This window comes from Mycobacterium sp. E1747 (assembly GCF_001667775.1).
In the GTDB taxonomy this organism is placed as follows: domain Bacteria; phylum Actinomycetota; class Actinomycetes; order Mycobacteriales; family Mycobacteriaceae; genus Mycobacterium.
Genome location: NZ_LZJI01000157.1, coordinates 1 through 26,348, shown reverse-complemented (window position 1 = coordinate 26,348; position 26,348 = coordinate 1). Strand labels below are relative to the sequence as shown.

At 67.7% G+C, this 26,348-nt stretch carries 24 protein-coding genes and 2 pseudogenes; 7 read left to right on the top strand and 19 right to left on the bottom strand.

Annotated features, from left to right (window positions below; all coding sequences use genetic code 11):
* Positions 1–10 precede the first annotated feature (10 nt).
* Positions 11–898, top strand: coding sequence for a phosphoribulokinase (locus tag A5695_RS15050; protein WP_068083294.1), 888 nt, complete (start codon positions 11–13; stop codon positions 896–898).
* Here A5695_RS15050 and A5695_RS15045 read toward each other — a convergent pair whose 3' ends face one another.
* The 11 genes from A5695_RS15045 to A5695_RS14995 all read right to left on the bottom strand — a co-directional run bounded on the left by A5695_RS15045 (position 899) and on the right by A5695_RS14995 (position 12,973).
* A complete protein-coding gene (locus A5695_RS15045; RefSeq protein WP_082946112.1) occupies positions 899–2,386 on the bottom strand; it encodes an NADH-quinone oxidoreductase subunit M in 1,488 nt (495 codons plus the stop codon).
* Positions 2,383–4,266: an NADH-quinone oxidoreductase subunit L gene (gene nuoL, locus A5695_RS15040; RefSeq protein WP_068083291.1), complete on the bottom strand. Its 1,884-nt coding sequence runs from the start codon at positions 4,264–4,266 to the stop codon at positions 2,383–2,385. Before nuoL ends, A5695_RS15045 begins: the two co-directional genes overlap by 4 nt.
* 184 nt (positions 4,267–4,450) lie before the next feature.
* Positions 4,451–5,284 (bottom strand): hypothetical protein, encoded by an 834-nt coding sequence (locus A5695_RS15035; RefSeq protein WP_068083287.1) that lies wholly within the window; start codon positions 5,282–5,284, stop codon positions 4,451–4,453.
* Positions 5,281–6,459 (bottom strand): NHL repeat-containing protein, encoded by a 1,179-nt coding sequence (locus A5695_RS15030; protein WP_068083285.1) that lies wholly within the window; start codon positions 6,457–6,459, stop codon positions 5,281–5,283. Before A5695_RS15030 ends, A5695_RS15035 begins: the two co-directional genes overlap by 4 nt.
* On the bottom strand, positions 6,456–7,340 hold the full coding sequence (locus A5695_RS15025) for a NifU family protein (protein WP_068083282.1): 885 nt from the start codon (positions 7,338–7,340) through the stop codon (positions 6,456–6,458). Before A5695_RS15025 ends, A5695_RS15030 begins: the two co-directional genes overlap by 4 nt.
* Complete coding sequence (locus A5695_RS15020; RefSeq protein WP_068083460.1) at positions 7,337–8,587, bottom strand: hypothetical protein; 1,251 nt, start codon at positions 8,585–8,587, stop codon at positions 7,337–7,339. The genes A5695_RS15025 and A5695_RS15020 overlap by 4 nt, the downstream gene beginning before the upstream one ends.
* Before the next feature lie 5 nt (positions 8,588–8,592).
* Positions 8,593–8,859, bottom strand: a complete 267-nt coding sequence (locus tag A5695_RS15015) for a hypothetical protein (protein WP_068083463.1) — start codon at positions 8,857–8,859, stop codon at positions 8,593–8,595.
* Positions 8,860–8,864: 5 nt separating this feature from the next.
* Positions 8,865–9,638, bottom strand: a complete 774-nt coding sequence (locus A5695_RS15010) for a hydrogenase maturation protease (protein WP_068083457.1) — start codon at positions 9,636–9,638, stop codon at positions 8,865–8,867.
* An 86-nt stretch (positions 9,639–9,724) separates the two neighbouring features.
* Entirely contained in the window at positions 9,725–11,332 is a 1,608-nt protein-coding gene (locus A5695_RS15005) for a nickel-dependent hydrogenase large subunit (RefSeq protein ID WP_068083279.1), read from the bottom strand.
* Positions 11,333–11,378: 46 nt separating this feature from the next.
* Positions 11,379–12,350, bottom strand: a complete 972-nt coding sequence (locus A5695_RS15000; RefSeq protein ID WP_068083276.1) for a hydrogenase — start codon at positions 12,348–12,350, stop codon at positions 11,379–11,381.
* Between the two features lie 65 nt (positions 12,351–12,415).
* Positions 12,416–12,973 carry a DUF1641 domain-containing protein gene (locus tag A5695_RS14995; RefSeq protein ID WP_068083273.1) on the bottom strand — a complete coding sequence of 186 codons (558 nt, stop codon included), beginning with the start codon at positions 12,971–12,973 and terminating at the stop codon, positions 12,416–12,418.
* A 257-nt stretch (positions 12,974–13,230) separates the two neighbouring features.
* On the opposite strand from A5695_RS14995, the gene A5695_RS14990 reads away from it, so the two are divergent.
* Positions 13,231–14,292 (top strand): AraC family transcriptional regulator, encoded by a 1,062-nt coding sequence (locus tag A5695_RS14990; RefSeq protein ID WP_068083270.1) that lies wholly within the window; start codon positions 13,231–13,233, stop codon positions 14,290–14,292.
* 99 nt (positions 14,293–14,391) lie between these two features.
* On the opposite strand, the gene A5695_RS14985 is transcribed toward A5695_RS14990, so the two are convergent.
* From A5695_RS14985 to A5695_RS14970, 4 genes are read right to left on the bottom strand one after another with little or no spacing between them, the layout of a single operon-like run.
* Entirely contained in the window at positions 14,392–15,294 is a 903-nt protein-coding gene (locus tag A5695_RS14985; protein ID WP_068083267.1) for a LysR family transcriptional regulator, read from the bottom strand.
* Positions 15,291–16,253, bottom strand: coding sequence for a CbbX protein (gene cbbX, locus A5695_RS14980; RefSeq protein ID WP_068083263.1), 963 nt, complete (start codon positions 16,251–16,253; stop codon positions 15,291–15,293). Before cbbX ends, A5695_RS14985 begins: the two co-directional genes overlap by 4 nt.
* Positions 16,250–16,675, bottom strand: coding sequence for a ribulose bisphosphate carboxylase small subunit (locus tag A5695_RS14975; protein ID WP_068083261.1), 426 nt, complete (start codon positions 16,673–16,675; stop codon positions 16,250–16,252). Before A5695_RS14975 ends, cbbX begins: the two co-directional genes overlap by 4 nt.
* A gap of 21 nt (positions 16,676–16,696) precedes the next feature.
* Positions 16,697–18,127: a form I ribulose bisphosphate carboxylase large subunit gene (locus A5695_RS14970; RefSeq protein ID WP_068083258.1), complete on the bottom strand. Its 1,431-nt coding sequence runs from the start codon at positions 18,125–18,127 to the stop codon at positions 16,697–16,699.
* A gap of 170 nt (positions 18,128–18,297) precedes the next feature.
* Between A5695_RS14970 and A5695_RS14965 the strand changes: the two genes are divergently transcribed.
* Positions 18,298–19,296, top strand: coding sequence for a class I fructose-bisphosphate aldolase (locus A5695_RS14965; RefSeq protein WP_068083255.1), 999 nt, complete (start codon positions 18,298–18,300; stop codon positions 19,294–19,296).
* Here the strand turns inward: A5695_RS14965 and A5695_RS14960 are convergent.
* A complete protein-coding gene (locus A5695_RS14960; protein WP_068083252.1) occupies positions 19,284–20,519 on the bottom strand; it encodes a GAF domain-containing sensor histidine kinase in 1,236 nt (411 codons plus the stop codon). The genes A5695_RS14965 and A5695_RS14960 overlap by 13 nt on opposite strands.
* Entirely contained in the window at positions 20,516–21,193 is a 678-nt protein-coding gene (locus A5695_RS14955; RefSeq protein WP_369830192.1) for a response regulator, read from the bottom strand. The genes A5695_RS14960 and A5695_RS14955 overlap by 4 nt, the downstream gene beginning before the upstream one ends.
* A 143-nt stretch (positions 21,194–21,336) precedes the next feature.
* On the opposite strand from A5695_RS14955, the gene rpe reads away from it, so the two are divergent.
* Genes rpe through A5695_RS14940 form a run of 3 tightly spaced genes read left to right on the top strand, consistent with a single transcriptional unit; the run spans position 21,337 to position 24,761 of the window.
* Positions 21,337–22,023: a ribulose-phosphate 3-epimerase gene (gene rpe / locus A5695_RS14950; RefSeq protein WP_082946111.1), complete on the top strand. Its 687-nt coding sequence runs from the start codon at positions 21,337–21,339 to the stop codon at positions 22,021–22,023.
* Positions 22,020–24,050 (top strand): transketolase, encoded by a 2,031-nt coding sequence (gene tkt, locus A5695_RS14945; RefSeq protein WP_082946110.1) that lies wholly within the window; start codon positions 22,020–22,022, stop codon positions 24,048–24,050. The genes rpe and tkt overlap by 4 nt, the downstream gene beginning before the upstream one ends.
* A gap of 3 nt (positions 24,051–24,053) precedes the next feature.
* Complete coding sequence (locus A5695_RS14940) at positions 24,054–24,761, top strand: HAD-IA family hydrolase (RefSeq protein WP_082946109.1); 708 nt, start codon at positions 24,054–24,056, stop codon at positions 24,759–24,761.
* On the opposite strand, the gene hypE is transcribed toward A5695_RS14940, so the two are convergent.
* A complete protein-coding gene (gene hypE / locus A5695_RS14935; RefSeq protein ID WP_068083247.1) occupies positions 24,758–25,825 on the bottom strand; it encodes a hydrogenase expression/formation protein HypE in 1,068 nt (355 codons plus the stop codon). The two genes, A5695_RS14940 and hypE, sit on opposite strands and share 4 nt — an antisense overlap.
* A pseudogene (locus A5695_RS14930) lies at positions 25,818–26,237 on the bottom strand (hydrogenase formation protein HypD); the annotation flags it as partial. The gene hypE and the pseudogene A5695_RS14930, both read right to left, overlap by 8 nt.
* Here A5695_RS14930 and A5695_RS27660 point away from each other — a divergent pair.
* Positions 26,231–26,348, top strand: a pseudogene (locus tag A5695_RS27660) (hydrogenase formation protein HypD); the annotation flags it as partial. The pseudogenes A5695_RS14930 and A5695_RS27660 overlap by 7 nt on opposite strands.

Sequence of the window (26,348 nt, the reverse complement as noted above, 5' to 3'; positions counted from 1 at the left end):
GAGTAATCACATGTCGCGCCTGCACCCGATCATCTCGGTCACCGGCTCATCCGGGGCCGGAACCACCTCCGTGATGCGGACGTTCGAGCAGATCTTCCGCCGTGAGGGCATCGACGTCGCGTTTGTCGAAGGCGACAGCTTTCACCGCTACGACCGGGTCGCGATGAAAGCGGCGATCGCCGATGCCCATGCGCGCGGTGACCACTCTTTCAGCCACTTCGGTCCGGAGGCCAACCTCTTCGACGAACTGCGGGACCTGTTTGCGACCTACGGTGAGACCGGCACCGGCAAGGTGCGCCGCTACCTGCACGACGAGCAGGAGGCCGAACCCTACGGGCAGGAGCCGGGCACCTTCACGCCGTGGGAGGAGATCCCGGAAAACACCGACATGCTCTTCTACGAGGGCCTGCACGGCGCCATCGTCACCGACGAGGTGGACGTCGCCGCGCACGCCGACCTGCGGATCGGCGTGGTCCCGGTGATCAACCTCGAATGGATCCAGAAGTTGCACCGCGACAAGGCGACCCGCGGGTACACCTCGGAAGCCGTGACCGACACCATTCTGCGGCGCATGCCCGACTATCTGAACTACATGTGCACCCAGTTCTCGCACACCGATGTGAATTTCCAGCGAGTGCCGGTCGTCGACACATCCAACCCCTTCATCGCCCGGTCGATCCCGACCGCCGATGAGTCGATGCTGATCATCCGATTCCGTGACCCGCACGGTATCGACTTTCCGTATTTGCTTGCCATGCTGCACGATTCGTTCATGTCCCGACCCAACACGATCGTCTGTCCCGGCGGCAAGATGGATCTGGCCATGCAGTTGATCTTCACACCGATGGTGCTTCGGCTGTGGGATCGGCGCAAGTTGGAGCTGGCCGCGGGGCGCTGATCACCCGGCCGATGCCGGTCCACCGACGGAGAGGCGGGTCGCCGGATCGATGACGTCTAGCACCGGCTGGGGATATACCCCGAACGCGACGAGCAGAGCCAACAGCGGCACGATAACGGCCAGTTCGCGCGGCCCCAGGTCACGCAGCTTGGCGTCGCGCTCCTTACCGGGTCCTGTCATCAGTCGCTGGTATAGCCACAGGATGTAGATCGCCGACAGCACGAGCCCCGTTGCGGCGACCGCGGCGGCCACGGGGTACCGGGCGAACGTGCCGATCAGCACCAGGAATTCGCTGATGAACGGGGCCAGGCCCGGCAGCGCCAGTGCGGCCAGGCCGGCAACCAGGAACGTTCCGGCCAGCACGGGAGCCACCCGTTGTATCCCGCAGTAATCGGCGATGCTGCGGGTGCCCTTGCGGGACACCAGAGATCCGGCGATCAGAAAGAGTGCGGCGGTCGCCAGACCGTGGTTCACCATGTACAGCGTCGCACCGGCTTGGCCTTCACCCGTCATCGCGAAGATCCCGAGGACGATGAAGCCGAAGTGGCTGATCGACGTGTAGGCGATCACCCGCATGATGTCGCCCTGTCCGATGGCGACCAGCGCGCCGTAGATGATCGCGATGACCGCCAGCGTGACGACGAACGGCCGGAACAGGACCGCGCTGTCGGGAAACAGCCGCAGGCAATAGCGCAGCATGCCGAACGTCCCGATCTTGTCGACCACCGCCATCATCAACACCGCTGTCACCGGCGTGGCCTCGGCGGCCACCCCGGGCAGCCACGTGTGCAGCGGCCACATCGGCGCCTTGATGGCGAAAGCCAGCATGAAGCCGAGAAACAACAGATGCAGCAACACCGGATTCACGCCCGCCGCGCCCGAGGACATCGCCGCGACGATCGCCCGAAAGTCGAACGTTCCCCCGGTCGCCAGGTTGAGTCCGATCAATGCGGCCAGCATGAGCAGACCACCAAACAGGCTGTAGAGCAGGAACTTCAGCGCAGCCCGCGGAGCCCCCGGTCCCCCGTATCTGCCGACGAGGAAGAACATCGGAATCAGCATCGCTTCGAAGAACACAAAGAACAACAGGACGTCCAACGCCGCCAGGGAGATCAGCATCATCGACTCGACCGCGAGCATCAACGCCAGGTAGCGGTGCGGCCGTTGGGCATCGTTCCAGCCGGCGATCAGCAACAGCGGCATCAGCACCGCGGTCAGAGCCACCAGGACGACAGCGACCCGGTCAACGCCAACGACATACCCCGCACCGAACGTGCTTATCCAGGAATGACTTTCGACGAACTGGTATTGCGGACCGGTCGGGTCGAAGCGCAAAAGCAGCAAACCGGCAAGTGCCAGGACAATTGTCGAAATGCCGACCGCGGCGTATTTCACCGCGGTCTTCCGGCGGGCAGGCATTGCCGGCAGGACGCACGCCCCCACCAGTGGTGTCAGCCACAACGCGCTGATCAGCGGAAGTTGCGTCACGACAGCCCCGCCGCAAAGAAACCCGCCAGCAACCCTGTGGCGCCGATGAAGATCACCAGCGCGTAGGACCGTGCGAAGCCGGTTTGCAGCCTTCGGGAATGTGTTGAGGCAGCCGCAATCAATCGGGCCACCCCTTCGATCGCGGCGTCGATGCGCCGATGTTCCACGTCGACCAGTGTGTGCGACAGTCGCAGGCCGGGCCGCAGGAACGCCGCCTCGTTGAGGCTGTCGCCGAAGAGATCGCGACGAGCGGCGGCCGCGGCGGTCGACACCCATTCGGAGGAAACGGGTTTCACCGGTTGCGCCGCGTAGTTGCGATACCCGACCGCCACGCCGATGGCGACCACCGCCACCGTGATGACCGTGAGCACCCAGCCGGGCGCGGCAAGGACCGGCTCGGCCGAATCGCCCGGGTTGGTCACCGGCCGCAGCCAGCGCACCAAGGAGCCGCCGACGGCGAGCGCGGCGCCGCCGCCCACGGATCCGATTGCCAGCATGATCATCGGTCCGGTCATGATGGCGGGCGATTCGTGCGGGCACGCACCGGGCTTCCAGCGCGGTCGGCCGAAGAAGGTCATGGCCATGACCCGGGTCATGTAGAACGCCGTGATGCCGGCGCCCAGCAGTGCCGCGGTGCCCAGTGTCGCGCCGCGCAGACCGCCCGCCGCATAGGCGGTTTCGATGATCGCGTCCTTGGAGAAGAACCCTGCCAGCGGCGGAACCCCGATGATGGCGAGGTAGCCCAGCCCGAAGGTGGCGAAGGTGATCGGCATCGCCCCGCGCAGTCCGCCGTAGCGCCGCATGTCGGTCTCGTCGTTCATGCCGTGCATCACCGATCCGGCGCCCAAGAACAGGCCGGCTTTGAAGAAGCCGTGGGTGAGCAGATGCATGATCGCCACCGGGTAGCCGGCCGGTCCCAGGCCGGCCGCCAGCACCATATATCCGATCTGGGACATCGTGGATGCGGCGAGGGCCTTCTTGATGTCATCCTTGGCGCAGCCGATGATCGCTCCGAACAACAGCGTGACCGCGCCGACGATCGTCACGGCGGTGCGGGCGGCGGGCGCCGCATCGAACACCGGGCCCGAGCGCACGATTAGATACACCCCGGCGGTGACCATCGTCGCGGCGTGGATCAGCGCGCTGACCGGCGTCGGCCCTTCCATCGCGTCGCCCAGCCACGACTGCAGCGGGACCTGTGCGGACTTGCCGCAGGCGCCCAGCAGCAACATCAAGCCGATCAGGGTCAGGGTGTGTTGCGCGGCGGTCGGCACCTTGGCGAATACTCCCGCGTAGGAGACGGTTCCGAGGTGTACGAACATCATCATCAGCGCCAGCGCAAGTCCCACGTCGCCGACGCGGTTGACGATGAACGCTTTTTTGGCCGCGGTTGCGGCGGCCGGCTTGTGCGACCAAAACCCGATGAGCAGGTAGGACGCCAAACCGACTCCCTCCCAACCGAAGTACAGCCCGAGATAGTTGTCGGCCAGTACCAGTAGCAGCATCGCCGCGACAAACAGGTTGAGGTAACCGAAGAACCTCCGGCGCGCCGGGTCGTCGCGCATATAGCCGATCGAATACAGGTGGATCAACGCCCCGACGCCGGTGATCAACAGCACGAAGCACACACTCAGGGCATCCAGTTGCAGCCCGAACCCGACCGTCAGTGAGGCCACCTTCACCCAGGTGCCCAGCGTTTCGTGCAGTACGCGATCGGACGCCGCGTGCGGTAACAGGTCGGCGAACAACCAAACGCCGTAGGCGAACGAGCCCAGCACCGTGGCGCACCCGGCGAGATGGCCCCACGGGTCGGCGCGCCTGCCGCCCAGCAGCAGCACCACCGCCCCGGCCAACGGCAGCGCAATCGGTAGCCACAGCATCGGCGCCGTGCCTCAGCGCCTGGGGTGGGTGCGGTCAAAAATCATGGTGATGGCCAGCTCGACCATGACCTCGCAGCCGGCCGCCAGTGCGACGGCCGCCCCGACCATGAGCAGAAGATGGGTGTCCACGCCCGCTAGTTTGGTCGCGGGCCCGCTCCCGGTGAACCCCGAATTGGGGGATAACTCAGGTGATTCCGACCAGCCCCGGGTCGAATGTCGCCCTGGCCACCACCGATGCGGCCGCCGCGTCGACGATCACGCCGGCGTCGGCTTCGTACCCTTTGGGAAAGACGATCTCGGCGCTGTCGTCCCCGTCGCGGTGCGCCATCAACCAGTCATAGAGCAACCAGTCCAGGGCGCACGTGACGGCGAGCGGGTCGGCGTCGGCGCTGCGCGATCCCGCGGTCACGGCGCTGAGCATGTCCAGGTGCTCACGGCGAGCGGCGTCCTTGTTGACCCCGGAACTGTCGAACATCAGCATCGACAATGTCAGCGGAAACCGTTGCCCCGCCTCGGTGCGCACGACCCAGCGGCCGCCCATCCAGGGCCGCGCAGGATCCACGTGCTGCATCTCTCCGAAGCCGCCCACGACGCCGAGGGCCGGTTGGTCGAGTTGGCCGTCCAGCGGCGCCGGGCCCAGCAGCCCCAGCGGCCGCCGGGCGCAGATCGAGAACAACGCCGCCGTTCCGATGATCTTGCCGGCACGCAAGTCAGGTGTAACCCCGACGGACTCGGTGGATTCCGCGTACTCGAGGCACAGCCGGTCCAGCGCGCGGTGCAGATCCAGCAGTTCGTCGCGCTCGGTGGCATCGGCGGGTGCCCGCCCACCGCCGAGTATTTCGCCGAACCGCTCGGCAGCAGCGATCAACGCGTCGTCGAGAGCTTCCAAGTGCGTGGCCACCAGGCGATCCGCCTCGCCGTCGTAGGCCACCAGCCGCTGCAGCGAGGTCGGCGCGCCGGCCGCGGTGGCCCAATAGAACCCGATCTGCCCGTCGGCCTGGACGATCCGCGGCCTCACCGCCGCCGCCAGATCACGACGCGATTGTTGCCCGAGTCCGCAACCGCGAGTCGGTCCCCGCGCAGTGACAGCCCGTACGGCCAGCATAGGGTGTCGCGCTGCACCGACGTCCAGCGATTCTCGCCGTTGGCGCCGAAGTGCGGCTGGGCCAGTACATGGTCGGCCGGGCGGCCCTGCGTCGGGACGCTGTCCCACAACAAGATTCGGTTGTTCGCGGTGTCCGCCACGGCCAGCCGATCATCCGCCAGGCCGAGCGCGTAGGGAAACCGGAACCGATCACCGGTGTGCGGACCGTACGGCCATTCCTGCGAACTGCCGAAGTCCGGCTGGCCGATCAAGACATCGGCGGGTCGGTCGCCATCCGGAGGGGGCGACCAGCCCAGGATGCGGTGGTTGCCCGCGTCGGCGATCAGCAGCAGGTCGTCGCGGCCGGCGATGTCGTGTGGCCAGCGAAAGCTCGCCGGGCCGGCGCTTTCGCCCCGGTTCTCCTCGCGGTGCGCCGCGCTCGGTTGGCCGAGCACCATGTCGGCGGGTTGGCCGGGGGCGGGAATTCCCTTCCGCCACCCCAGGACACGGCGATTGCCGGTATCGGCCACCCAGAACGCTCCGCCGACCACCGCGATCCCGAACGGCCAGTAGAAGGAGCCGGCCCCGCATTCGGCGCCGCCGTTGGGTTCCACCGACGATGCGTCGGGCTGTCCGAGCACGAGGTCCGGGGCGACGTCGCTGCGCTGCGGGACGGTGTCCCAGATCAGGATGCGGTGATGCCAGGCGTCGGCGACGACGAGCCGACCGTCATGCACCAGCACCCCGGTGGGCAGGTTCATCCCCCGTTCCGGTCCCCGCCCGCCGGCCGCGCGCCCCTCCGTCGAGCCGTCCGGCTGACCCAACACGACATCGGCCGGTTGCTCGTCGACCGTTGGGACGCCGTGCCACAGCAGGATTCGATGGTTGCCGGAGTCGGCGGTCACCAGGAGGTCGTCCCCCAAGAACACGCCGCGCGGCGAATACATCCACGCCATGGTGGGTTTCGCCGGCGGCAGCGCGAGGCCGCCCGGGGCCGGCGCGCCCAGCCAGACATCCGGTGACCACCCGCCGGTGAGGTCGAGGTCGGTCACCGGGTCGACCCGGGGGGGCAGGGCGGTGATGTTGCGCCGGACCGTGTAGCGGCTCATCCGCGCACTCGGACCCAAACGTCTCCGTTGTCGACGCGCAGCGGCAACTGTTCGAGTTGCGCCCCGGGCGCACTGAGGCATTCACCCGAGGATGCGTCGTAGCAGAAGCCGTGCCACGGGCAGGTGAGCGTGCCGTTTTCCACGTCGAGGATCGCGTTGTCCAACGGCATTGCCTCGTGCGCGCACTCGTTGCGATACGCGGACAACCGATGGTCGACGCTGACGACGATCACCGCGGCCCGCTCCCCCGAATCCGCCGTCAGAGTGCATGCCGTCACGTCGCCGTCGGCCAGGCCCGCGGCGGGGCCGACCTTGGCCCAGCCGTCGCGGCCGGAGGCCGGACCGATGCGGAGCGCCTCGATCGGTATCAGGGTCGGCGACGGCTCGTTGGGCAGTACCTCGACGGCCGAGATGGCGGGCACGCCCTGCACCAACGCCTCCTCGACGAGATTGCGCAGGGTTACCGACGACATCGAGCAACCGTTGCAGGCTCCCTCCAGCCGCACGTAGGCGGTGCCGTCCTCGACGCGGACCAGGGCGACATCACCGCCGTGGCTCTGCAACTGGGGTCGCACGGATTCCAGCACCCGGTTGGCGTGGGTGAGCGGGTCGGGCCGGATGATCCCGTGCAGCGAGAGCAGCAGATGCACCACCGGGTCGTCGACCAGCTCGAAGAGCACCGCGCGGGCGGCGTCGTCCGCGCGCATCCGGCGCACCATGGTGGCCAGTCCCGCGCGGTGCACGGCCTCGAGGGCGTCCTTGAGTTCCTCGGCCACGGCGCGGGCCTTCGGGTCGAGGCCGGCTAAGGCCGAGACCGCGTCGTCGACTCGCTTGGCCAGCTCTTCGAGGCGGGGCTCCGAAGCCTTGGACACCACCGTCATGTGACGTCCCCGGAACGCAGAAGTGCCTTCTGCCTGGCGATCTCGTCCAGCACGCCGCGCACCGCGCGCACGGAATCGTGGTCTTGCTGCTCCTCGAAGAGGAAGCGGGCCTCGTAGAGCTTGGCCTTGGCCTGGTCGAACATCCCGAGGTGGGCCAGGGCGTTGCCCTGGTTGGCCAGCACCCTCGCCCGGCCCAGCGGGTCGGTGTCGCGGTCGCGGGCGGCGAGCACGGCCTCGTAGAGTTCGACCGCCTCGGCGAGGTTGTCGGCCTGGTGCTTGGACGGCGTGTACACCAGCGAATTGGCCAGGTTCAGCTGCACGCTCGCCCACTGCTCGGGGTAGCTCTCGGGGGTGTAGACCTTCAGCGCGGAGCGCAGCGACTGCGCCGCCACCCCGAGACGCAGCTGGCCGGACGCCTCCACCATCGGCATGGTCAGGTACGCGGTCGCCAGGTTCGCGTGCGCCGAGGCCCACAGCAGCGGCGCCTCCTCGCGCAACACCAGCTGCAGCGTGGAGTGGTAGTGCGGTATCGCCTGAGCCAGCAGCCCCGGATTGTCTTGGGCGCGTTCGTGTATCAGCCCCGCGACGGTGAGATGCAGTTCCGCACGGGCTATGCGCAGACCGTCGGCGCCGTCGAGCAGGCGCAACGCCCGTTCCAGGCGGGGCTGGGCCGATGGTTCATCGATGTCGCGGCTGATGGATCCGGCCGCGCCGGTCAGCATGCCTTCCAGGGCGGGCGACACCTCGGCGGCGAGCTGGGCGGCGCGCTCCAGCAGCGCGACCGCGCCCACCGAATCCCCTTGCGCAAGAGCATGACTGGCCTGAGCGGACAACGCGACGGCGGCCAGTTCACCGGTGCTGCCCTCGACCTCGGGCGGAGTGTCGCGCTGCCCGACCGTGAACAGCACCAAATCGACCAAGATTCCGAATTCACCGAGATCGGCACGCAGCCTGTCGGTGTCGACACCGTCGGGTGCCAGCACGAACCGGTTGTAGCGGGTCACCGGATCGCCACCGGTCAACAGGCCCAATGCCGCCTCGACATCGCCGGAATGGGCGAGCTGCAGTGCTCGCAGTCCGTCGGGCCAGGCGGCTGGTTCGTTGCCGTTCAACAGCGCCGAGCGCACCGCGTCGTACTCGGTGCCCGCGGGGATCAGCAGATAGCCCAGCGGCAACGGGAAGGCGCCGAGCGCCTGCGGTCGGGCCGCCAGGGCTGCGGCCGGGGCGACTTCAGCGGTCGTGGTCATGGCGTTCACCCATTGAGCGGTCCTCGGATATTGCGCTCGGCGGCGCGTTTGATCAGGTTGGCCGACAGCTCCGCGCGGCGCTTGGTGGAGTGCCCGTCGATCCGCTTTCGCACCACACCGTCGGCGAACACGACGATGATCTCGACGAACCAGCGGCCGCATTCCTCGACGACGACGGTCTGCACGTCCAGCGCCTCGTCGGCCGAACTGTCGGCGCGCACCACCGTCGGCGGGCGTTCGCGCTGCCCCCCATCCGTCGGCCGCTCAGCCATCAGAATCACCCCGGCGGCTCCCGCCGGCCCTGCAACGGGATACGCAGCGACTTGGTTGCATCGTCCCAGAATGCACCAGCGACGCCCGACATTGCGCGGTCAGCGATCACCTCGCGGATGAGCAGCGACCGGTCCCCCGCGGGGTTGCGCTGCTTGAGCAGCAGTCCCCCGCTGCGCGGACCGCGCAACGGGATCAGCCACAGGTCCTCGTCGCGGATTACCGCGGCCACCGCGTCGGAGGGAAATCGACTGGCGGCCAACGCGGCATCCAGCCGCAAGTAACCGTCGGCGGTGAATTCCACGGTGACCTCGGGAGCGGCGGCCGGCCGAAGGGCGGCCAGGTGGTCGGCCTCGATGCGGTCGATGACCAGCTCCATGGCCGCCCGCACCCGTGGCGACAGGTCCGCGCCGAGCTCCACGCCCGCCACCTCGACGAGGTAGACGGTGATGTCGGTCGGACAGTCCTCGCCAAGTGCCCAGCGGGCGAACGCGATGGCATGGTCCCAGCGGAAGGAGTGGGTGTGCAGACCCTGCAGCGGCGGCAGGGCCGCCAGCTCCGTGGCCGGCACCTTGAAGATGGTGCCCGGGGCGGAGCCCGTCGCGGCGGCGTCGATGATCACCACCTTGTCGGCGCCACGCATCTGGAACGCGACGTCCATGCCCGCGGTCCCACCATCGACCAGGCGGGCCCCGTCGGGGACTCCGCGTTCCCAGAGGTGGCGGACCAGAACCGGTCCGACACCGTCGTCACCACGCAACAGGTTGCCGCAGCCGACCACCAACACCGCGCATCCCGGCGGGTCGATGTCGATGTCGGCGTTCAAGTCGTCTCTGGCGCCCAAGCCGCAATCATAGGACGTCAGAATCACACCATCCCGTTGATCACGAACTGGGACAGCTCTTTACCCGTCTTGCCGTCATAGGCGTGCACCGTGCACACCAGACAGGAGTCGAAACTACGGGCCACGTGGCCCAGCTCGACCGGGTCTTCGGCGTCCACGATGGGCGAGCCGACCAGCGCGCTCTCGATCGGCCCGAGCACCTGCCCGCTGTCCCGCGGGCCGATGTTCCACGCGGTGGGCGTGACCACCTGGTAGTTCTTGATCTTGTTGTCCTCGATGACAATCCAGTCCGACAACGCGCCACGGGCCGCCTCGGTGGAACCGAAGCCCATGCCCTCGGCGTGTTCGATCGGCTTGGAGTAGAAGCTCTCCTTGAGGTCGAGCTGGTCGAGCCACTCCCGGGTCCACTTATAGTATTTCGGGCCCTCGTGCATGCGGGCCAGCTGGCGGACCATGACGCTGGGCCCGATCTTGTTCATGATGTCGACGAACAGCGGGTCGTTGTCCTGGTGGGCGGCGGCGTTGGGTCCGCCGGCCGCCATCCGGCGCGCCAACGGGCCCGCTTCCAGCGGGATGTTGCCCAGGTTTCCGACGGCGTAGCGGGGCGACTTGGCCCAGCTGTACTTGCCCTCTTTGCGGCCCTGTTCGGGATCGATGGGAATCGTCTCTCCTTCGAACGGGTGCAGCGGGCGGCTGCCCTCGTAGAACGAATGCGTGACGTCCTCACGGACGTTGGCCTGGTCGAACTCGTACCACTGGCCCTTGGCGTACACACCCGAGCGGCCGATCAACGCGGCGTTGCGCCCAGCGATGGTCGGGTTCTCGTACAGCGACGGGTCGAAATAGGTGCCGGTGGAGATGTAGTTGCCCACGCCGGCGCCGTACTTGTCCAGGCCGACGTCCAGGCAGTAGCGAATGAAAAAGCCGCAGTCGCTGTTGTAATGGGATTCGTTCTCGTCCACCCAGGCGAGCACGTCGTCCCAGGTCTTGTTCTCCAGCCACCGGTCGATGGTGCACCCGAGCCAGCGGGCCTCCAGCCAATTGTCTTTCCAGTGCTCGAGGATCGCGATCGAGCGTGTGACGTCGGACAGCGTTGGCGCGCACATCACCCCGCCGGGAACCATGAAGCTCGAGTGCGGCCACTGCCCACCGAAGATCGCGTACACCTCGACCGGCTTCGCCGAAAGCACCACGCCCGGTTGATAACTCGTGCCCACGTAGGGCGCGAACCGGCGCACCGCTTCATCGTAAAGCTTTGACTTCGCATAGTTCTTGTTGGTCAAGTCGATCGCGAACAGGGCATAGAAGTAGCGCGGGATCGACTGCAGCGTCTCGCAGGCCTGGCAAATATTGCGCACCAGGGTGGCGTTGGGCGGCATGTGCGTTCGCCACGCGGTGTCCAACGCATACGCCGACTTGTACAGGTGGCTGCCACCGCAGATGCCGCAGATGCGCGGGCACACGATGAGGCCGGCCTGAGGGTCCTTGCCCCGCAAGATGATTTCGAAGCCGCGGAACATCGCGGCCTCGGTCCAGGCCGACGTGACAACGCCGTCCTCAACAGTGACGCGAACGTCGAGGTCCCCCTCGACGCGGCCCAACGGGCTGACATAGAGGTCGAGCGCAGTCATGAATAGTCCTCCTGAATTCGGTGCAGTACCTGGGCGTGCCGGGTCGTCAGACCACGAACATGTCTTCCTTGGACCATTGCGGCGCAGCGATCCTGGCGGCCGCGGCATGGGCCATATAGGTCAGGTGATCCGAGCCCTCGGGGACCTCCCGCGGGATCATGCCGCTCACCTTCTGCGTCTTGAACACGGTTCCCGGCGCCAGGTCGAAATGCGGGAATTCCGGTTCGGTGCAGCCCAGGCACGGCATGCCGGCGCGGGTCTTCGACGACTGGCGGTTCCACAGGATCCGGTTGCACGGGGAGTGCGTCATCGGCCCCCGGCAGCCGAATTCGTAGAACAGACAACCGGTGCGGGTACCCTCACCGAACGACATCGTCGACTGCTTGTACTCAAAGAATTGCACTCGGGTGCAACCGGTTTGGGTAAACGTCTTGAAGAACGTCTCCGGCCGGTGCAACTCGTCAAGGGTGATGTCGCCGGCCCGCCCGGTGGCCAATGCGACGAGGATCTGGGTGATCCAGTCGGGGTGTGCCGGACAACCGGGGATGTTGATCACCGGCAGGCCCATCTTGGACCGGAAGTCCGGGCCGAGGAACCCGCCCTTGTCGCGTTTGTGGAATTGCAGGCCGGTCGACGCCGACGGGTTTGGCTCCATGGCCGGTATGCCGCCGAAGCACGCACAGTCGCCGATGGCCACCACGATCTGCGCGGCGGCCGCGAGGTCGGTGACCCAGTCCTTCATCGCGCGGTCGGCGAACATGTCCATGCGGCCGGTGCCGTTGGGCGCCTCGATCACCGTGCCCTCGAACACGAAAATGTCTAGCGGCCGGGCGCCGTTGGCGCAGTCCCAGAAGACCTTTTGCGCATTCTTTCCCAGTTCCAGCCCCAACGACGGGTGCCACAACAAATCGAGGCCGAAATCGACGATCAGATCGACGACATTCGGTTCCTCGGCATTGAGAAACGACATGGTATTTCCACTACATGCCCCGCCTTGAAACCATAAAACGGAAGCCATAGAAACTCCTCTCGAAATAACGGTCGAGGGCGCGACCGCATTGGTAATCGTGGGCCGAAGGTCTGCTACTGCGGGAGGTGCTTGCCGAACGCGCGGGCTACCTGCACCAGAAAGCCAACGCCCCGATTGATGTCTTTGTCCTTGCTCACCCGCCACAGCCCGAACAATCCCTTGGGACCACCCGGGTCCGCCGCGGCGGCGGCCTTGCCTTCGACCAGGGCACGGCTCAACTCCGCCAGCACGTCGACCGCTTGGGGATCGACCAGGGGCGACTGCAGGATCTTGTTCAAGGCCGGAGTCGCCGTCACGATCGCCGCGGCCAGTGACGACACGCTCGCCGCGAGCGCCTGCAGATCGACCGACCGCAGCTCGGATGCCACACCGTCGAAACTGGGCAAGTTGGCGCTCGACGCTCCCGCGCGCAGCTCGTCGACCGCCGATGCCAGCGTCTCGCTGATCTCGTCACCCCGGCGGACGAAGCCGTCCAGACCTCTCAGCAGGATCGCCAGGAGATCGGCATGGTCAAGCAGGTTGTTGAGCGACTCGGCGACCGCGGGGTCGTCGAGTCGGCCGCGCAGTTGGTCGGCCGGCGACAGCTCGACGAGTTGACCGTTTGCCGACATGGCACCTCCTTGGGGAATCGGGTGGGCTGAGTCCCGATACCGAGAGAGCCACAGCAGGCTGTGGTCTCGATCACAAAAATAGCGGCCCGTTCCGGTTCTGCCTATCGCTTTCGCGCAGCAGCTGTCAGGATTGCGAAGAGTTAGGCGCGTTGACGCGCGCTCAGTCGGCCGGAGACTTGCATGATCGCCATCGATTATTTACTAGACGCTTCACCTTTCCGGGGCGCGCCGGCGCGGCACCGAGCAGGCGATACGCGGTGTCGCGGCTAACCCGACTGGGCTACATCGACGTCCGCCGGACGGCCAACCCGGTTCGGCGAAAGGTGCGTTCGCGCGGGGTCCCGCCCGCGCTGGCCGACAACGAGATCTTCTACACGGAGAACCCGACCGAGGCCATGAGACTGATGGCCAAGGCGTTGGCGCCGCTGTCGTTGCATGTCGGTCCGGATGACGCCGGGGGGTTTGCTGCGACCATGCACGGCGTGCGGCTACGCAACGTCAGCATGCTGTACCTCGACGTGCACGTCGCGGCCACCATCGACATTCCGGTACTCGGCCAATACTTCGGCGTGCATATGCCGATGAACGGGCGGGCGCTGGTCGAACACCGCGGCCGCAGCTTCGAGGCCAACACGATCCGCGCGCTGGTGACCAGCCCCGGCGAGACGCTGCGGATCCAGTTCGACCACGACTCCCCGCAGCTGTTGATCCGGATCGAACAGCGCGCCATGGCAGCCCACCTGACCCGGCTGCTGGGCAAGAGCCTGACCAAGCCGCTGGAATTCGAGCCGGATTTCGACCTGGCCAGCGAGGCCGCGATGCGGTGGCACACCGCGGTACAGCTCATCCACACCGAGGTGTTCCACCCGGGATCGCTGATTCAGCGCGGCCAGGGCATCGGCGCGATCGAGGAGTTGGTGATGAGCACGCTGCTGCAGTTGCAGCCATCCAACTACTACGCGGAGTTTCTGCAGCCCGCCCAGCCGGACCCGCGCCGGGCCGTGGTCCATGACGCGATGAACTTCATCGACGACCATCTCGCCGAGCGCATCACGATGGACGAGCTCGCCAGGGCAGTGCACATGAGTGTTCGGTCGATCCAGCAGGGCTTCCGCGAGGAGCTGAACATGACGCCGATGACCTACGTTCGCGAGCGCCGGCTCGAACGGGTGCACGAGGAGCTCATGGACGCGATGCCCACCGATGGCATCACCGTGACGGCCGTCGCCGAGCGATGGGGTTTCAACCACCTCGGCAGTTTCGCGGTGGAGTACCGCAAGCGTTGGGGAGAAGCGCCGTCCGACACGCTGCGGCGCTGACGGCCACCGTCGCTCGCCGAGCGTCACGCCAGTGCAACGTTCGACGGCGGCAGCCACGCTAGCGTGATTCTCGGCAGAAAGACCGGGCGTCCGGCGCGTTTACGACGCCCGGCGCACCGCGCTGACCTGCCGCCAGCCGAGTTCCGGGTGCGACACCAGGTGGCCGATGAGCAGTTCGGTGGCCATCGGCGGGGTGGGTTGGCTGACCACGTGCCAGGGCCGCTTGATCGGGGTGCCCGGCACCGGCAGCTCGACCAGCGCGCCGGCGTCGAGTTCGCGCTGCACGGCCTGGCGCGACACCAGCGTGACACCCAGTCCCGCGACGGCCGCCGATACCACGGCTCCGTGCGAGCCCAGCACCAGTTGCGGCGGCGCGACGTCGAGTTCCTCGAACAACGTCATCAGCGTCGAGCGGGTGCCCGAACCCGGCTCGCGCAACAACCAGGTGGCCCTCGCCGGCTCGAAGTCCTCGGCGATGTCCGGCCCGCCCACGACGATGAGCGTGTTGGGGCTGATCGCGCGGACCCGGACCTTCGTGCGTAGGTCCTCGGGCGGGCGGCCGGCGAACACCAGGTCGACTTCGTGTCGCGACAGCATCGGCCACAGCGGGCCACGCGCGGCCACGTCGACGTGCAGCACCACGCCGGGGTGCTGCTCGCGGAACGACGCCAGCGCCGCCGGGATCAGCAGCTCCCCGGCCGACGTCACCGCGGCCAGCCGGATCGAACCGTTCTCGGGATCCGCCTCCCCGCGCGCGGCCAGGATCGCCTCGTCGTGCAGCCCGAGGATGCGCCGCGCGTACTCCACGTAGCGCAGCCCCGCCGGCGTCAGGCGGACTCCCCGGCCGTGCCGGTCGACCAGGGTGATGCCGATATCGCTGCTGAGCGCCCGCAGTGCCGACGAGATCGAGGATTCGGTGACCACCAGGCGTTCCGCGGCGCCACGCACCGAACCCGTATCGGCCACTTCGACCAGCGCCCGCAGGCGCGCGTTTGTCGTCATGCGCTCTCCCGTGTGTCGGCGTCGAACACCCGACTGGCCAACAGATCTACCGCCTCGATCGTGGTCAGTTCGGGCAACCCGACCTTCGTTTCAGCGTCGGGGTCGGTCCGCTCCAGCAATCGCCGCGCGTGCCGAAGCCGGGCCCGCTCCAGCGCGTTGCGGACGCTGCGCGCGTTGGCGAACCACGGCTGGTCGCGCCGCCGCTGCAGGTACTGGCGCAGCACGCCGCGCGCCTCTTCGGAGAACCGATAACCCAGGCCCGCGATCATCAGCCCCGCGATGTCCTCCAGCTCGCCGACCGTGTAGTCCGGGAACGTGATGTGGTGGGCGATCCGGCTCTGCATGCCAGGGTTGGCCGAGAAGAACTGGTCCATCTTGTCCGCGTAGCCGGCCAGTATCACCACCAGGTCGTCGCGGTTGTTCTCCATCACCTGCAGCAGGATTTCGATCGCTTCGCCGCCATAGTCGCGCTCGTTTTCGGCCTTGTAGAGGTAGTAGGCCTCGTCGATGAACAACACCCCGCCCATCGCGCGTTTGATGACGTCCTTGGTCTTGGGAGCGGTGTGCCCCACGTACTCGCCGACCAGGTCGTCGCGGGTCACGCTGACCAGATGGCCGCGGCGCAGGTAGCCAAGCCGGTGCAGCAGGTCGGCCATCCGCGTTGCCACCGTGGTCTTGCCGGTGCCGGGGTTGCCCGTGAAGCACATGTGCAGAGTCGGCTGGGCTGCCTGCACGCCGAACCGTTCCCGCATGCGGTCGACCAACAGCAGCGCCGCGATCTCGGCGATACGGGTCTTCACCGGCTCCAGGCCGACCAGCTCGCGGTCCAGCGCCGACAGCACCTCATCGATACCCGAGGTGGCCCGGGCCGCCGTCAGGTCGACGACGGCGTCCGCGCCGAGCACCTCGGGTTCGGTCTCCTCAGCAACCTCACCGGGCCGGAAACCAAACGCGGTCATGGCGATTCGTATCGCTGCCCCACCGGCCGCGCGGTTGCGTACGCGTAGGTGGTGTAGCCGATCTGGCGGTTGGCTCGCTCGGCGCGCTCCAGGCGGAACCCCGGCTCCTCGGCGGGCCGGTGAACGATGAACGAGAACGCCGTGGTCTGCCGGCCCAGGCCGGCGTCGTAGGCGTTGAGCCGGACGTAGCTGTTGGGATTCGCCGCCCGGCAGGCGTTCACCTCGAGCAGCACCCCGGCCGCGTCCTTCAGGTCGAACATCGGCAGCCCCCACATCTCCCAGTAGGTGTTGCGCGGATGAGGGTCGTCGGTGAACTCCACCGAGAGCGGCCAACCGTGCTCGAGCGCATAGCCGATCTGCGCGGTGATCTCCTGGTCGGTGAAGTCGGGCAGGTAGGAAAACGTGCCCTGGGTGATCCGCATGGCGTGCTCCTCTCGGATCGGTCAGACCCGCGTCGGTGTCGCGACGACGTCGGGAGTGTCGGTGGATTCGTAGTTGAAGGTGATATCGCCCCAGGTGGCCAGCGCGGTGTCCAGCGCCCTATTGCGCGACGCGGCCTTCTTGAGGATCTCCGGGCCTTCCGTGTAGTAGTCACGGCCCTCGTTGCGGGCCTTGATCATCGCCTCCAGCGCGACGCGGTTGGCCTCGGCGCCGGCGGCGATTCCCATCGGGTGACCGATCGTGCCGCCGCCGAACTGCAGCACGACGTCCTCGCCCAGGTAGTGGATGAGCTGGTGCATCTGACCGGCGTGAATACCGCCGGATGCGACCGGCATGACCCCGGGCATGGATGCCCACTCCTGGTCGAAATAGAGCCCCTTGACCGGGTCGGCGGCGATGCTGTTCAGCCGCAGCGTGTCGTAGAAGCCGGCGGTGGTGTTGGGGTCGCCCTCAAGCTTGCCGACCACGGTTCCGGCGTGGATGTGGTCGACGCCGGCCAGCCGCATCCACTTCGAGATGACGCGGAAGCTGACGCCGTGGCTTTTTTGCCGGGTGTAGGTTCCATGCCCGGCGCGATGCAGGTGCAGGAGCACGCTGTTGTCGCGGGCCCACTTGGCCATCGACTGGATCGCGGTGTAGCCGATGGTGAGGTCGATCATGACGATCACCGAGCCGAGTTCGGCGGCGAACTCCGCCCGCTCGTACATCTCCTCCATGGTTCCGGCGGTGACGTTGAGGTAATGACCCTTGATCTCCCCGGTCGCGGCCTGGGCCCGGTTCACCGCCTCCATGCAGAACAAGAAGCGGTCCCGCCACCGCATGAACGGCTGGGAGTTGATGTTCTCGTCGTCCTTGGTGAAATCCAGTCCACCGCGCAGCGCCTCGTACACGACCCGGCCATAGTTGCGCGCGGAGAGCCCGAGCTTCGGCTTCGTCGTGGCGCCCAGCAGCGGCCGACCGAACTTGTTGAGGTGTTCGCGTTCAGTGACGATCCCGTGGGCGGGGCCCTGAAACGTCTTGACGTAGTGGGTCGGAATCCGCATGTCCTCCAGGCGCAGCGCCTTGAGCGGCTTGAACCCGAACACGTTGCCGATGATCGAACTGGTGAGGTTGGCGATGGAGCCCTCCTCGAACAGGTCGAGGTCGTAGGCGATCCAGGCGATCCACTGTCCAGCCGCGTTGGGCACCGCGTCGACCCGATAGCACTTGGCCTGGTAATGCTCGAAGGTGGTGAGCCGGTCGGTCCACACCACCGTCCACGTCGCCGTGCTCGACTCCCCCGCGACGGCGGCGCCCGCCTCCTCCGGCGGGACCCCCTCCTGCGGGGTGATTCGGAAGGCACACAGGACGTCGGTGTCCTTCGGCACGTAGTCCGGCTGCCAGTAACCCATCTCCGCGTACGGGATGACTCCCGCGTTCCATCTCTCAGTCATGGCTCGAATGGTCCCAACACGATAATCAATCTGTCTATCGAGAATAGGCGGCTAATACTTAGGTGAATAGTTAAGCATTAAATAACCCCCACCAGCTCCACCATTCGGGTGACGCCGTCCATCACGCCTGCTCCTACCGTGTCCGCAGACCGAAGAGACAGGGAGCGCCGATGAACACATGCGCACAGATCGCCCGGGCCATGACGGCCCGGGGCAAAGGCATCCTCGCCGCCGACGAAAGCGTTGCGACCATGTCCGCGCGGCTGGAACAGGCGGGCGTCGTCGCCACCGCCGACAGCAGACGCAGCTACCGCGAGATCCTGGCCACCACCCCCGGCCTGGCCGACGGCGTGTCCGGGATCATCCTCTGCGAAGAAACCCTGGGCCAGGTGTTCAGCGACGGGCGCCCGTTCGCACAGGCCGTCCGCGACCTCGGCATCCTGCCCGGCATCAAGGTCGACACCGGCGCCAAGCCCTGCCCGGGATTACCGGGAGAGACGGTGACCGAGGGGCTGGACGAGCTCCCCGCCCGGCTGTCCCGCTACACCGAGATGGGCGCGGCGTTCGCCAAGTGGCGGGCCGTTTTTGCCATCACCGAAACCACGCCCAGCTGGGGGGCCATCGCGTGCAACGCCAATGCGTTGGCGCGCTACGCGGCCGCCTGCCAGGACGCGGGCTTGGTGCCGATCGTGGAGCCCGAGGTGCTGATGACGGGCGACCACAGCCTTGCCCGGTGCGCCGAAGTGACCGCCGAGGTGCACGCCGCCGTGCGCCAGCAGCTGGGCCTGTTACAAGTGGATCTGGCCGGTATCGTGCTCAAACCCAACATGGTCATCGAAGGCGACGACCATCCGGTCAAGGCGACCCCGGAAGAGGTCGCCGAGGCCACCGTGTCGGTGCTGCGCGGGTGGCCCGCGAAACTCGCCGGCGTCGCATTCCTCTCGGGAGGACAGTCGCCGAGCCGCGCCACCGCGAACCTGGTGGCCATGCAGGCACACCGCACGCCGTGGCCGTTGACGTTCTCCTTCGGCCGGGCTCTGGTGTCGCCGGCGCTGGCGGCCTGGAGGGGTGACGAGACCAAGGTCGCCGCTGCTCAGGAGGCGCTGTCCGCGCACGTGGTGGCGAACTCCGCCGCCCTCCAGCTGCGCGCGTCGCTTCAGTCAGCCTGACCGGCGCCGCGCCCATCGCCCAGCGGAACGGTCACCGTCACCGTGGTGCCAGACTTCGGCCCGGAGTTCACCGACCGCACGGTCAACCGGCCGCCCACCAGCTCCGCGCGCTCCGTCATGGACAACATGCCGTAGCTGGTCAGGGCCCGGTCGGGCACGGAATCGAGCGGGTCAAATCCGTGGATGCCCACGCCGTCGTCGGCGACTTCAAGTCGGGCGACCCCCGCCTCGACGGCGAAGCGCACTTTGGCCGTCATCGCGCGAGAATGCTTGACGACGTTCTGCAGGCACTCCTGCGCGATGCGGTACAACGCCACCTCGACGTGTTCGGGCAAGCGCTCGTCGGCCAGCTCGAGGTCGAGATCTACCTCCGGGATGGTGGACACCAGACTGGCCAGACCGCCGGCCAGGCCCAGGTCGTCGAGCACCGGCGGACGCAGCCCGCCGATCGCGGACCGCGCTTCGGCGAGCGTGAGATCGACCAAGTCGCGGGCCTTGTCGAGCTGTTCGGCGGCCTCGGCCCGGTCCTCGACCTCGACCGCGTGGACGGCGGCATCGAGCCGATAACTCAGGCTCACCAGCCGCTGGGAGATTCCGTCGTGGATGTCGCCCGCCAATCGCCTGCGCTCGGATTCCTGAGCGGCGATCACCTGTTCGGCGAAGCTGCCGTGCACGCGTTCACGGGCGGCCAGCTGCCGGTGCACGCGCGCTTGATCCAGCGCGCCGGCGGTCAGCCGACCGATGACCAGCAACAGCTGGATGTCGCGGTCGGTGAAGTCGCGCCGCGCCACGGTGTGCACGTTGAGGACGCCGACGAGACCGCCGAACCCGGTCTCCATCGGCACCGACGCCATCGACGTGAAGTCCGACCCGCGCAATGCCGGTATCGGGACGTAGCGCGGGTCTTCTTCCTTTCCGCTGGTGATGACGACGGGGTCGCGGTGTTGAGCCACCCAACCGGAGACGCCTTCGCCCAGGCGCAGCTGGACCTGGCCGATGCACTCGTCGAAGGGCGGCGTGGCGCCGGCAAGCGTCAGCGACTCCCCGGAGTCGTCGAGAACGTGCACGAAGCACACATCGGAGGCGGTGGCCGCGGTGATCAGCCGGGCGACGGCCGCGGCCACCGGCTCGACCGCCGGACCGCTGCCGGTGGCCGCCACGATGTCGAGCAGCAGAGCCACCTCACGGTCGGCGTCCACCAGGCCCCGCACCGATCCGGTCACTGGTAGATGCCCTCGCGCAGCGCCACCGCGACGGCCGCGGTGCGGTCGTTGACGCCCAGCTTCCGGTAGATCGAGCGCAGGTGGCTCTTGACCGTCTCGTCGCCGATAACGAGTTTGCTGGCGATGCCGCGATTGGACAGGCCGGCCACCACGAACGACAGGATCTCGCTCTCCCGTTGGCTCAGACCCTGCCGGGCACCCGGCCAAAATTCGTCGCGCTGCAGCCGGGCGGCCGTATCGGCGGCGCGTGCCGCCAGGCCCGCATCGATGGCGGTCGAACCGCCCTGGACATATTCGAGCTGGCGCACCAGCTCGTCACTGCTGATGCCTTTGAGCAGATACCCCGACGCGCCCACGCGCAGCGCCTGGAACAGATACTGCTCGTCCTCGTAGACCGACAGCAGGATCACCTTGCTGGTCGGGGTGTGCTCCCGGATGTCGCGGCACAGGTCCAGTCCGCTCGCGCCCTGCATCCGCACGTCGCACAGCACGATGTCGGGTTGCAGGCTCGCGATCACCTTCAGCGCGTTTTCTGCGCCCACCGCCTCCCCGACCACCCGCACCCGGTTCTTGAAAGCAGCGAGCATTGCCTTGAGCCCCTCGATGACCATTTCGTGGTCGTCGACCAACACCACTCGAACGGGCCCCGTAATCGGCGCCGCGGTAACCGGCATCATCCGAACACGATAATGGCGAAAGCGATTACCATCACCCGCTTTTTCAATCACTCACCCCCCGAATTTCCCCGCTTTGGGGGATCCGGCATTTCCGACGCGCCCCCTAACCTGTCGGCAACGACTTGCAGGAAGGAGCCCCAGTGACGAGCCCAGTTTTGGTCGCGTCGGTCCTGCCGGCCGACTTCGCCGAGCTCGGCCGCGACGTCACGGCGATCGAGCGGGCGAGGATCGATCGCATTCAGTGGGACGTCATGGACGGTCGGTTCGTGCCCAATCTGACCTTCGGCCCCGACGTGATCGCCTCCTGTCGCAGCCGGGTCACGATGGGCTTCGAGGCGCACCTCATGGTCGAGGATCCCGACCCCATGCTGCCGCGATGGGTCGAGGCGGGCTGCGAGATCGTCATCGTGCATGCCGAGGCGTGCCGGCACCTGCACCGCACCCTGTCGCGCATCCGCGAACTCGGCGCCCGCGCCGGCGTGGCGCTCAACCCGGCGACCCCGCTGAGCGAGGTCGTCAACGTGCTCGACATCACCGACCTGCTCCTGATCATGACGGTCAACCCCGGATTCGGTGGTCAGGGCTACCTGGCCAGCATGGAGTCCAAGATCGCGGCCGCCCGCGCCGAAATCGACGGGCGCGGACTGGATGTCGAACTCGAAGTGGACGGCGGGATCGGACCGCACACCATTGCCGGTGCCGCGGCGGCCGGGGCCGACGTGTTCTGCGCCGGTTCGGCGTTGTTCGCCGGACCGAACATGACCGACCGGGCGAACGCATTGCGCGCGGCCATCCGCGAGACCAACGGAAGGCTGGTGCCACAGTGAGCATCGCACCCAACGCCATCGAAACTCCTTATCGCACCGATGATTTAGATGATCTTGCGATCAACACGCTGCGGTTCTTGGCGGCCGACGGCGTGCAAGCCGCCAACAGCGGACACCCCGGGCTGCCGCTGGGCGCCAGCGCCATCGCCTGGACGTTGTGGTCACGGCACCTGCGCCACGACCCCGCCGACCCGCGCTGGCCGGACCGCGACCGCTTCGTGCTGTCGGCGGGCCACGGCTCGATGTTGCTCTACGCCCTGTTGCACGTGTTCGGTTACGGCCTGCCTGTCGCCGAACTGCGGCGGTTCCGCCAGCTCGGCTCGTCGACCCCCGGGCATCCCGAGCACGGACACACCCCCGGTGTCGAAACCACCACGGGCCCACTGGGACAAGGACTTGCCAACGCCGTCGGGATGGCCTTGGCCGAGCGGATGTTGGCGGCCCGATGCAACACCGACGAGCACACCGTCGTCGATCACCGGACCTGGGTCCTGGCCGGGGACGGCGACCTGATGGAGGGCATCAGCCACGAGGCCGCGTCGCTGGCCGGCCGGCTGCGGCTGGGCAAGCTGATCGTGATCTTCGATGACAACGACATCACCATCGACGGACCGGCATCGCAGAGTTGTGCAGACGACGTCGAGGGGCGGTTCGCCGCATACGGCTGGCGAGTGCTCGCGGTGGCCGACGGCAACGACGTGACCGCTCTCGACCGCACCTTTACCGAGGCGGCCCACGGTGACGGGCGGCCGACGTTCATCCGGGTGGGCACCACGATCGGCTTCGGGGCGCCCGGGGTCGAAGGGACGCCCAAAGCCCATGGCAGCCCGCTGGGTTCGGAAGTGCTCGCCGCCATGCGCGCCCGTCTGGACTGGCCCGACGAGCGCTTCCACGTGCCGCTCGCGGTCAGCGCGAGCGCGGCCGCGGCGGCCGCGCGGGGTGCCGCGGCCCACGCGCTCTGGGCCCAGACGCACGCCGCGTGGCAGGTCGACCACCCGCGCAGCTCGGCGGACTTCCCGCTCGACTCGGTTCCCATCCCCGACGACCTGTCCGCGCTGACACCACTGGCCGATGAGTTGCCTTCGGGCGGAAAGTGCGCCACCCGCAAGGCATCCGGAACGGCATTGGCAGCGATGGCCGCCGCCTATCCGGGGCTGGTCGGCGGATCCGCCGACCTGGCCGCCTCCACCAACACCGCGATCCCCGGCGGCGACGTCACGCCAGACGACTTCAGCGGTCGCACAATCCATTTCGGCATTCGCGAGCACGCGATGGCGGCGATGATGAACGGCATCGCCCTGCACGGAGGGCTGCGGCCCTTCGGCAGCACCTTTCTGGTCTTCGCCGACTACCTGCGCCCGGCCTTGCGGCTCTCGGCCCTGATGAAACTGCCCGTGATCTACGTGTTCACGCATGACTCGGTCCACGTCGGTGAGGACGGTCCAACGCATCAACCGGTCGAACAGCTGGAGTCGCTGCGCCTGATTCCGGGTCTGACCGTGCTGCGTCCGGGCGATGCCGCCGAGGCGGCGTTGGCCTGGCGGCTGGCGATAGAGAACGTCGATGGCCCAACGGCTTTGGTGCTCAGCCGCCAGGACTTGCCGGTACTCGGCGGTGCCGGGCTCGACGACATCCGCTATTACGGCATGCGGGTGGTGCGACCGGTCGCCGACACCGCCCACGTCATGCTGGCGGCCAGCGGCTCGGAGGTCGCCTTGGCCCTCGAAGCCGCCGATATGTTGAGCGAGCATGGAATCTGCGCGATCGTCGTCTCGGTAATGTGGCGCGAACGCATCTCGGCCCCCCTGGTGGCCGACGGCACCGCCCTGCCCGACCTACCGGTGGTATGGATCGAGGCCGGCGTGACCACCGGCTGGCGAGCACTGGCGCGCCCCGGGGACGCGGTGATCGGCATCGAGCGCTTCGGCGAGAGCGGTCCGGGACCCGCGGTGGCAGCACAGGTGGGCCTGACCGCGACGGCGGTCTTCGACGCCGCGCTGCGCAGCATCGCCGCGCGATCCGGATGACTCGTGGCGCTGAAGGCGGTCATCTTCGACGTCGACGGCACGCTGGCCGACACCGAGAGGAACGGGCACCGGCTGGCATTCAACGACGCATTCGCGCGGCACGGGCTGGACATCGCCTGGACGCCCGAGGCGTACGGTCGCCTGCTGGCCATTGCGGGCGGCCGGCGCCGCATCGCGTATGACCTGCGGCAGCGAGGTTTCGGCGGGCGCGCCGGTCGGCTGGCCTACGACATCCACCGAACCAAGACGGCACTGTTCACCGACCGCATTCTCAACGGCGAGATCTCCGGACGGCCCGGGCTCGCCGAGCTCATCGCCGATCTCGCCGCCGCCGGCATTCGCGTCGGCATCGCGACAACCGGTCGCCGGCGCTGGGTCGAACCCTTGGTCCGCCACGTCGTCGGGACGGGAGTTGCCGAGGTGATTGTCACCGGCGACGATGTGGAGCGGCTCAAACCGGAACCCGAGGCCTACCTCAATGCACTCGATGCGCTTGCGTTGCCCGCCGAATCGGCGCTGGCGGTGGAGGATTCGGCGATCGGCCTGCGGGCCGCGCGGGCGGCGGGACTGGCCACCCTGGTGGTGACCAACGGCTACACGGTCGGCCAGGACTTCACCGGCGCGGCGGCGGTGCGGCCCGGCTTCGATAGCCCCGGCCAGCTGCTGGCCGACGACTGTCGCGCCATCCACCGGAACTGGTGGGCTTCCTAGCAGATACGCGGAAGTTGTTCACCCAGTTGACGTTCGATGACCTGCGTGGTGCCGAAGGGCGTCCTGCCCACCACCATGCCGGGATGTTGGGCGACGACGCGGCCGATGATCGCGGCGTTCGCGCCCTCGGCGCGCGCCCGCATCGTGTTCAGCACCGCTTCGCTGTGGCCGGGGTCGACGAACGCCACCATCTTGCCCTCGTTGGCCACCTGCAGGGGGTCCAGCCCGAGGAACGAACAGGCCGACGAAACCGTCTCGGGAATCGGGATTTTCGCCTGATCGAGTTCGATGCCCACCGCTGCCGCGCGGGCGATCTCGACGACCGCGGCGACCAGGCCGCCGCGGGTGGGATCACGCAGCGCGTGCACCGCGGCACCGGCGGCGTCGAGCATGGCCGCGACCATGCGGTGCAGCGGGGCGCTGTCGGTGGTGACGACGGTGCCGAAGTCGATGCCCTCCCGCACGCTCATGATGGCCACGCCGTGCTCGCCCAGGTTGCCCGACACGATGATGTGGTCTCCGGCGCGCACCCGCTCGGGCCCGATGTGCACGCCCGCGGGCACCACCCCCACCCCGGCGGTGTTGACGAAAAGCTGGTCGGCACCGCCGCGCGCGACCACCTTGGTGTCGCCTGTGACGATGCGGACACCGACGTTGTCGGCCGCCTTGCCCATCGTTTCGGCGACCGCACCCAGCACCTCGAGCTCGAGTCCTTCTTCCAGGATGAACCCGGCGGTCAGCGCGACCGGCTGGGCTCCGCTGCACGCCAGATCGTTGATCGTGCCGTTGACCGCGAGGTCGCCGATGTTTCCGCCGGGAAAGAACAGCGGTTGCACCACATAGGAATCGGTGGTCAGCGCTATGCGCCCGCCCGCGATGTCGACCAACGCGGAATCGCGCGGTGCGCCGGCCGCGCCGCCGAACGCGGGCAGGAACAGATTCTCGATCAATTCCTCGGAGAGCACCCCGCCACCGCCGTGGCCCAGCACGATGCGCTTCGTCTCGCGCAGCGGCAGCGGACACACCCAGTCGGCCGGGTCGATCGCGACCGGCAACTCAGGCATGGGCGGCGGCTTCCAACCGGCGGAATTGGTAGTACGCCGCGCAGGCGCCCTCGCTGGACACCATGGTCGCGCCCAGCGGCGTGCGCGGCGTGCAGGATTTCCCGAATGCCGGGCACTCGTTGGGTTTCAATAGTCCCTGCAGCACTTCCCCGCTGTGGCATTCCGCCGATTCGGACACCCGCAGCTGCCCCACCCCGAACTTCAGTTCGGCATCGAACTGTGCGTACCGCGGCGACAGTGTCCATCCCGACTTGGGGATCATGCCGATGCCGCGCCATTGCCGATCGGTCACCACGAACACGTCCGCAAGGGTCTGTTGCGCGACCGCGTTGCCCGCGGCGGTGACCGCACGCGGGTAGGCGTTGCGCAGCTGCGGCGTGCCCGCCTCCAGGAGGTCGACGGCCTGCCGGACACGTCTGCACGGTGATGGGCACCGGCGAATACGGGCCGCTGGTCGACGAATTCCACGTTCCGATCGTGGTCACCGGATTCGAGCCGCTGGACCTGCTCGAGGGTTGTCGGC

What these genes read in the sequence shown, in the direction of transcription:
- A5695_RS15050 (WP_068083294.1), top strand. Translation starts at nt 11, where the DNA reads ATGTCGCGCCTGCACCCGATCATCTCGGTCACCGGCTCATCCGGGGCC.
- nuoL (WP_068083291.1), bottom strand. Translation starts at nt 4,266, where the DNA reads ATGCTGTGGCTACCGATTGCGCTGCCGTTGGCCGGGGCGGTGGTGCTG.
- A5695_RS15030 (WP_068083285.1), bottom strand. Translation starts at nt 6,459, where the DNA reads ATGAGCCGCTACACGGTCCGGCGCAACATCACCGCCCTGCCCCCCCGG.
- A5695_RS15025 (WP_068083282.1), bottom strand. Translation starts at nt 7,340, where the DNA reads ATGACGGTGGTGTCCAAGGCTTCGGAGCCCCGCCTCGAAGAGCTGGCC.
- A5695_RS15020 (WP_068083460.1), bottom strand. Translation starts at nt 8,587, where the DNA reads ATGACCACGACCGCTGAAGTCGCCCCGGCCGCAGCCCTGGCGGCCCGA.
- A5695_RS15015 (WP_068083463.1), bottom strand. Translation starts at nt 8,859, where the DNA reads ATGGCTGAGCGGCCGACGGATGGGGGGCAGCGCGAACGCCCGCCGACG.
- A5695_RS15005 (WP_068083279.1), bottom strand. Translation starts at nt 11,332, where the DNA reads ATGACTGCGCTCGACCTCTATGTCAGCCCGTTGGGCCGCGTCGAGGGG.
- A5695_RS15000 (WP_068083276.1), bottom strand. Translation starts at nt 12,350, where the DNA reads ATGGCTTCCGTTTTATGGTTTCAAGGCGGGGCATGTAGTGGAAATACC.
- A5695_RS14995 (WP_068083273.1), bottom strand. Translation starts at nt 12,973, where the DNA reads ATGTCGGCAAACGGTCAACTCGTCGAGCTGTCGCCGGCCGACCAACTG.
- A5695_RS14985 (WP_068083267.1), bottom strand. Translation starts at nt 15,294, where the DNA reads ATGACGACAAACGCGCGCCTGCGGGCGCTGGTCGAAGTGGCCGATACG.
- cbbX (WP_068083263.1), bottom strand. Translation starts at nt 16,253, where the DNA reads ATGACCGCGTTTGGTTTCCGGCCCGGTGAGGTTGCTGAGGAGACCGAA.
- A5695_RS14975 (WP_068083261.1), bottom strand. Translation starts at nt 16,675, where the DNA reads ATGCGGATCACCCAGGGCACGTTTTCCTACCTGCCCGACTTCACCGAC.
- A5695_RS14970 (WP_068083258.1), bottom strand. Translation starts at nt 18,127, where the DNA reads ATGACTGAGAGATGGAACGCGGGAGTCATCCCGTACGCGGAGATGGGT.
- A5695_RS14965 (WP_068083255.1), top strand. Translation starts at nt 18,298, where the DNA reads ATGAACACATGCGCACAGATCGCCCGGGCCATGACGGCCCGGGGCAAA.
- A5695_RS14955 (WP_369830192.1), bottom strand. Translation starts at nt 21,193, where the DNA reads ATGCCGGTTACCGCGGCGCCGATTACGGGGCCCGTTCGAGTGGTGTTG.
- hypE (WP_068083247.1), bottom strand. Translation starts at nt 25,825, where the DNA reads ATGCCTGAGTTGCCGGTCGCGATCGACCCGGCCGACTGGGTGTGTCCG.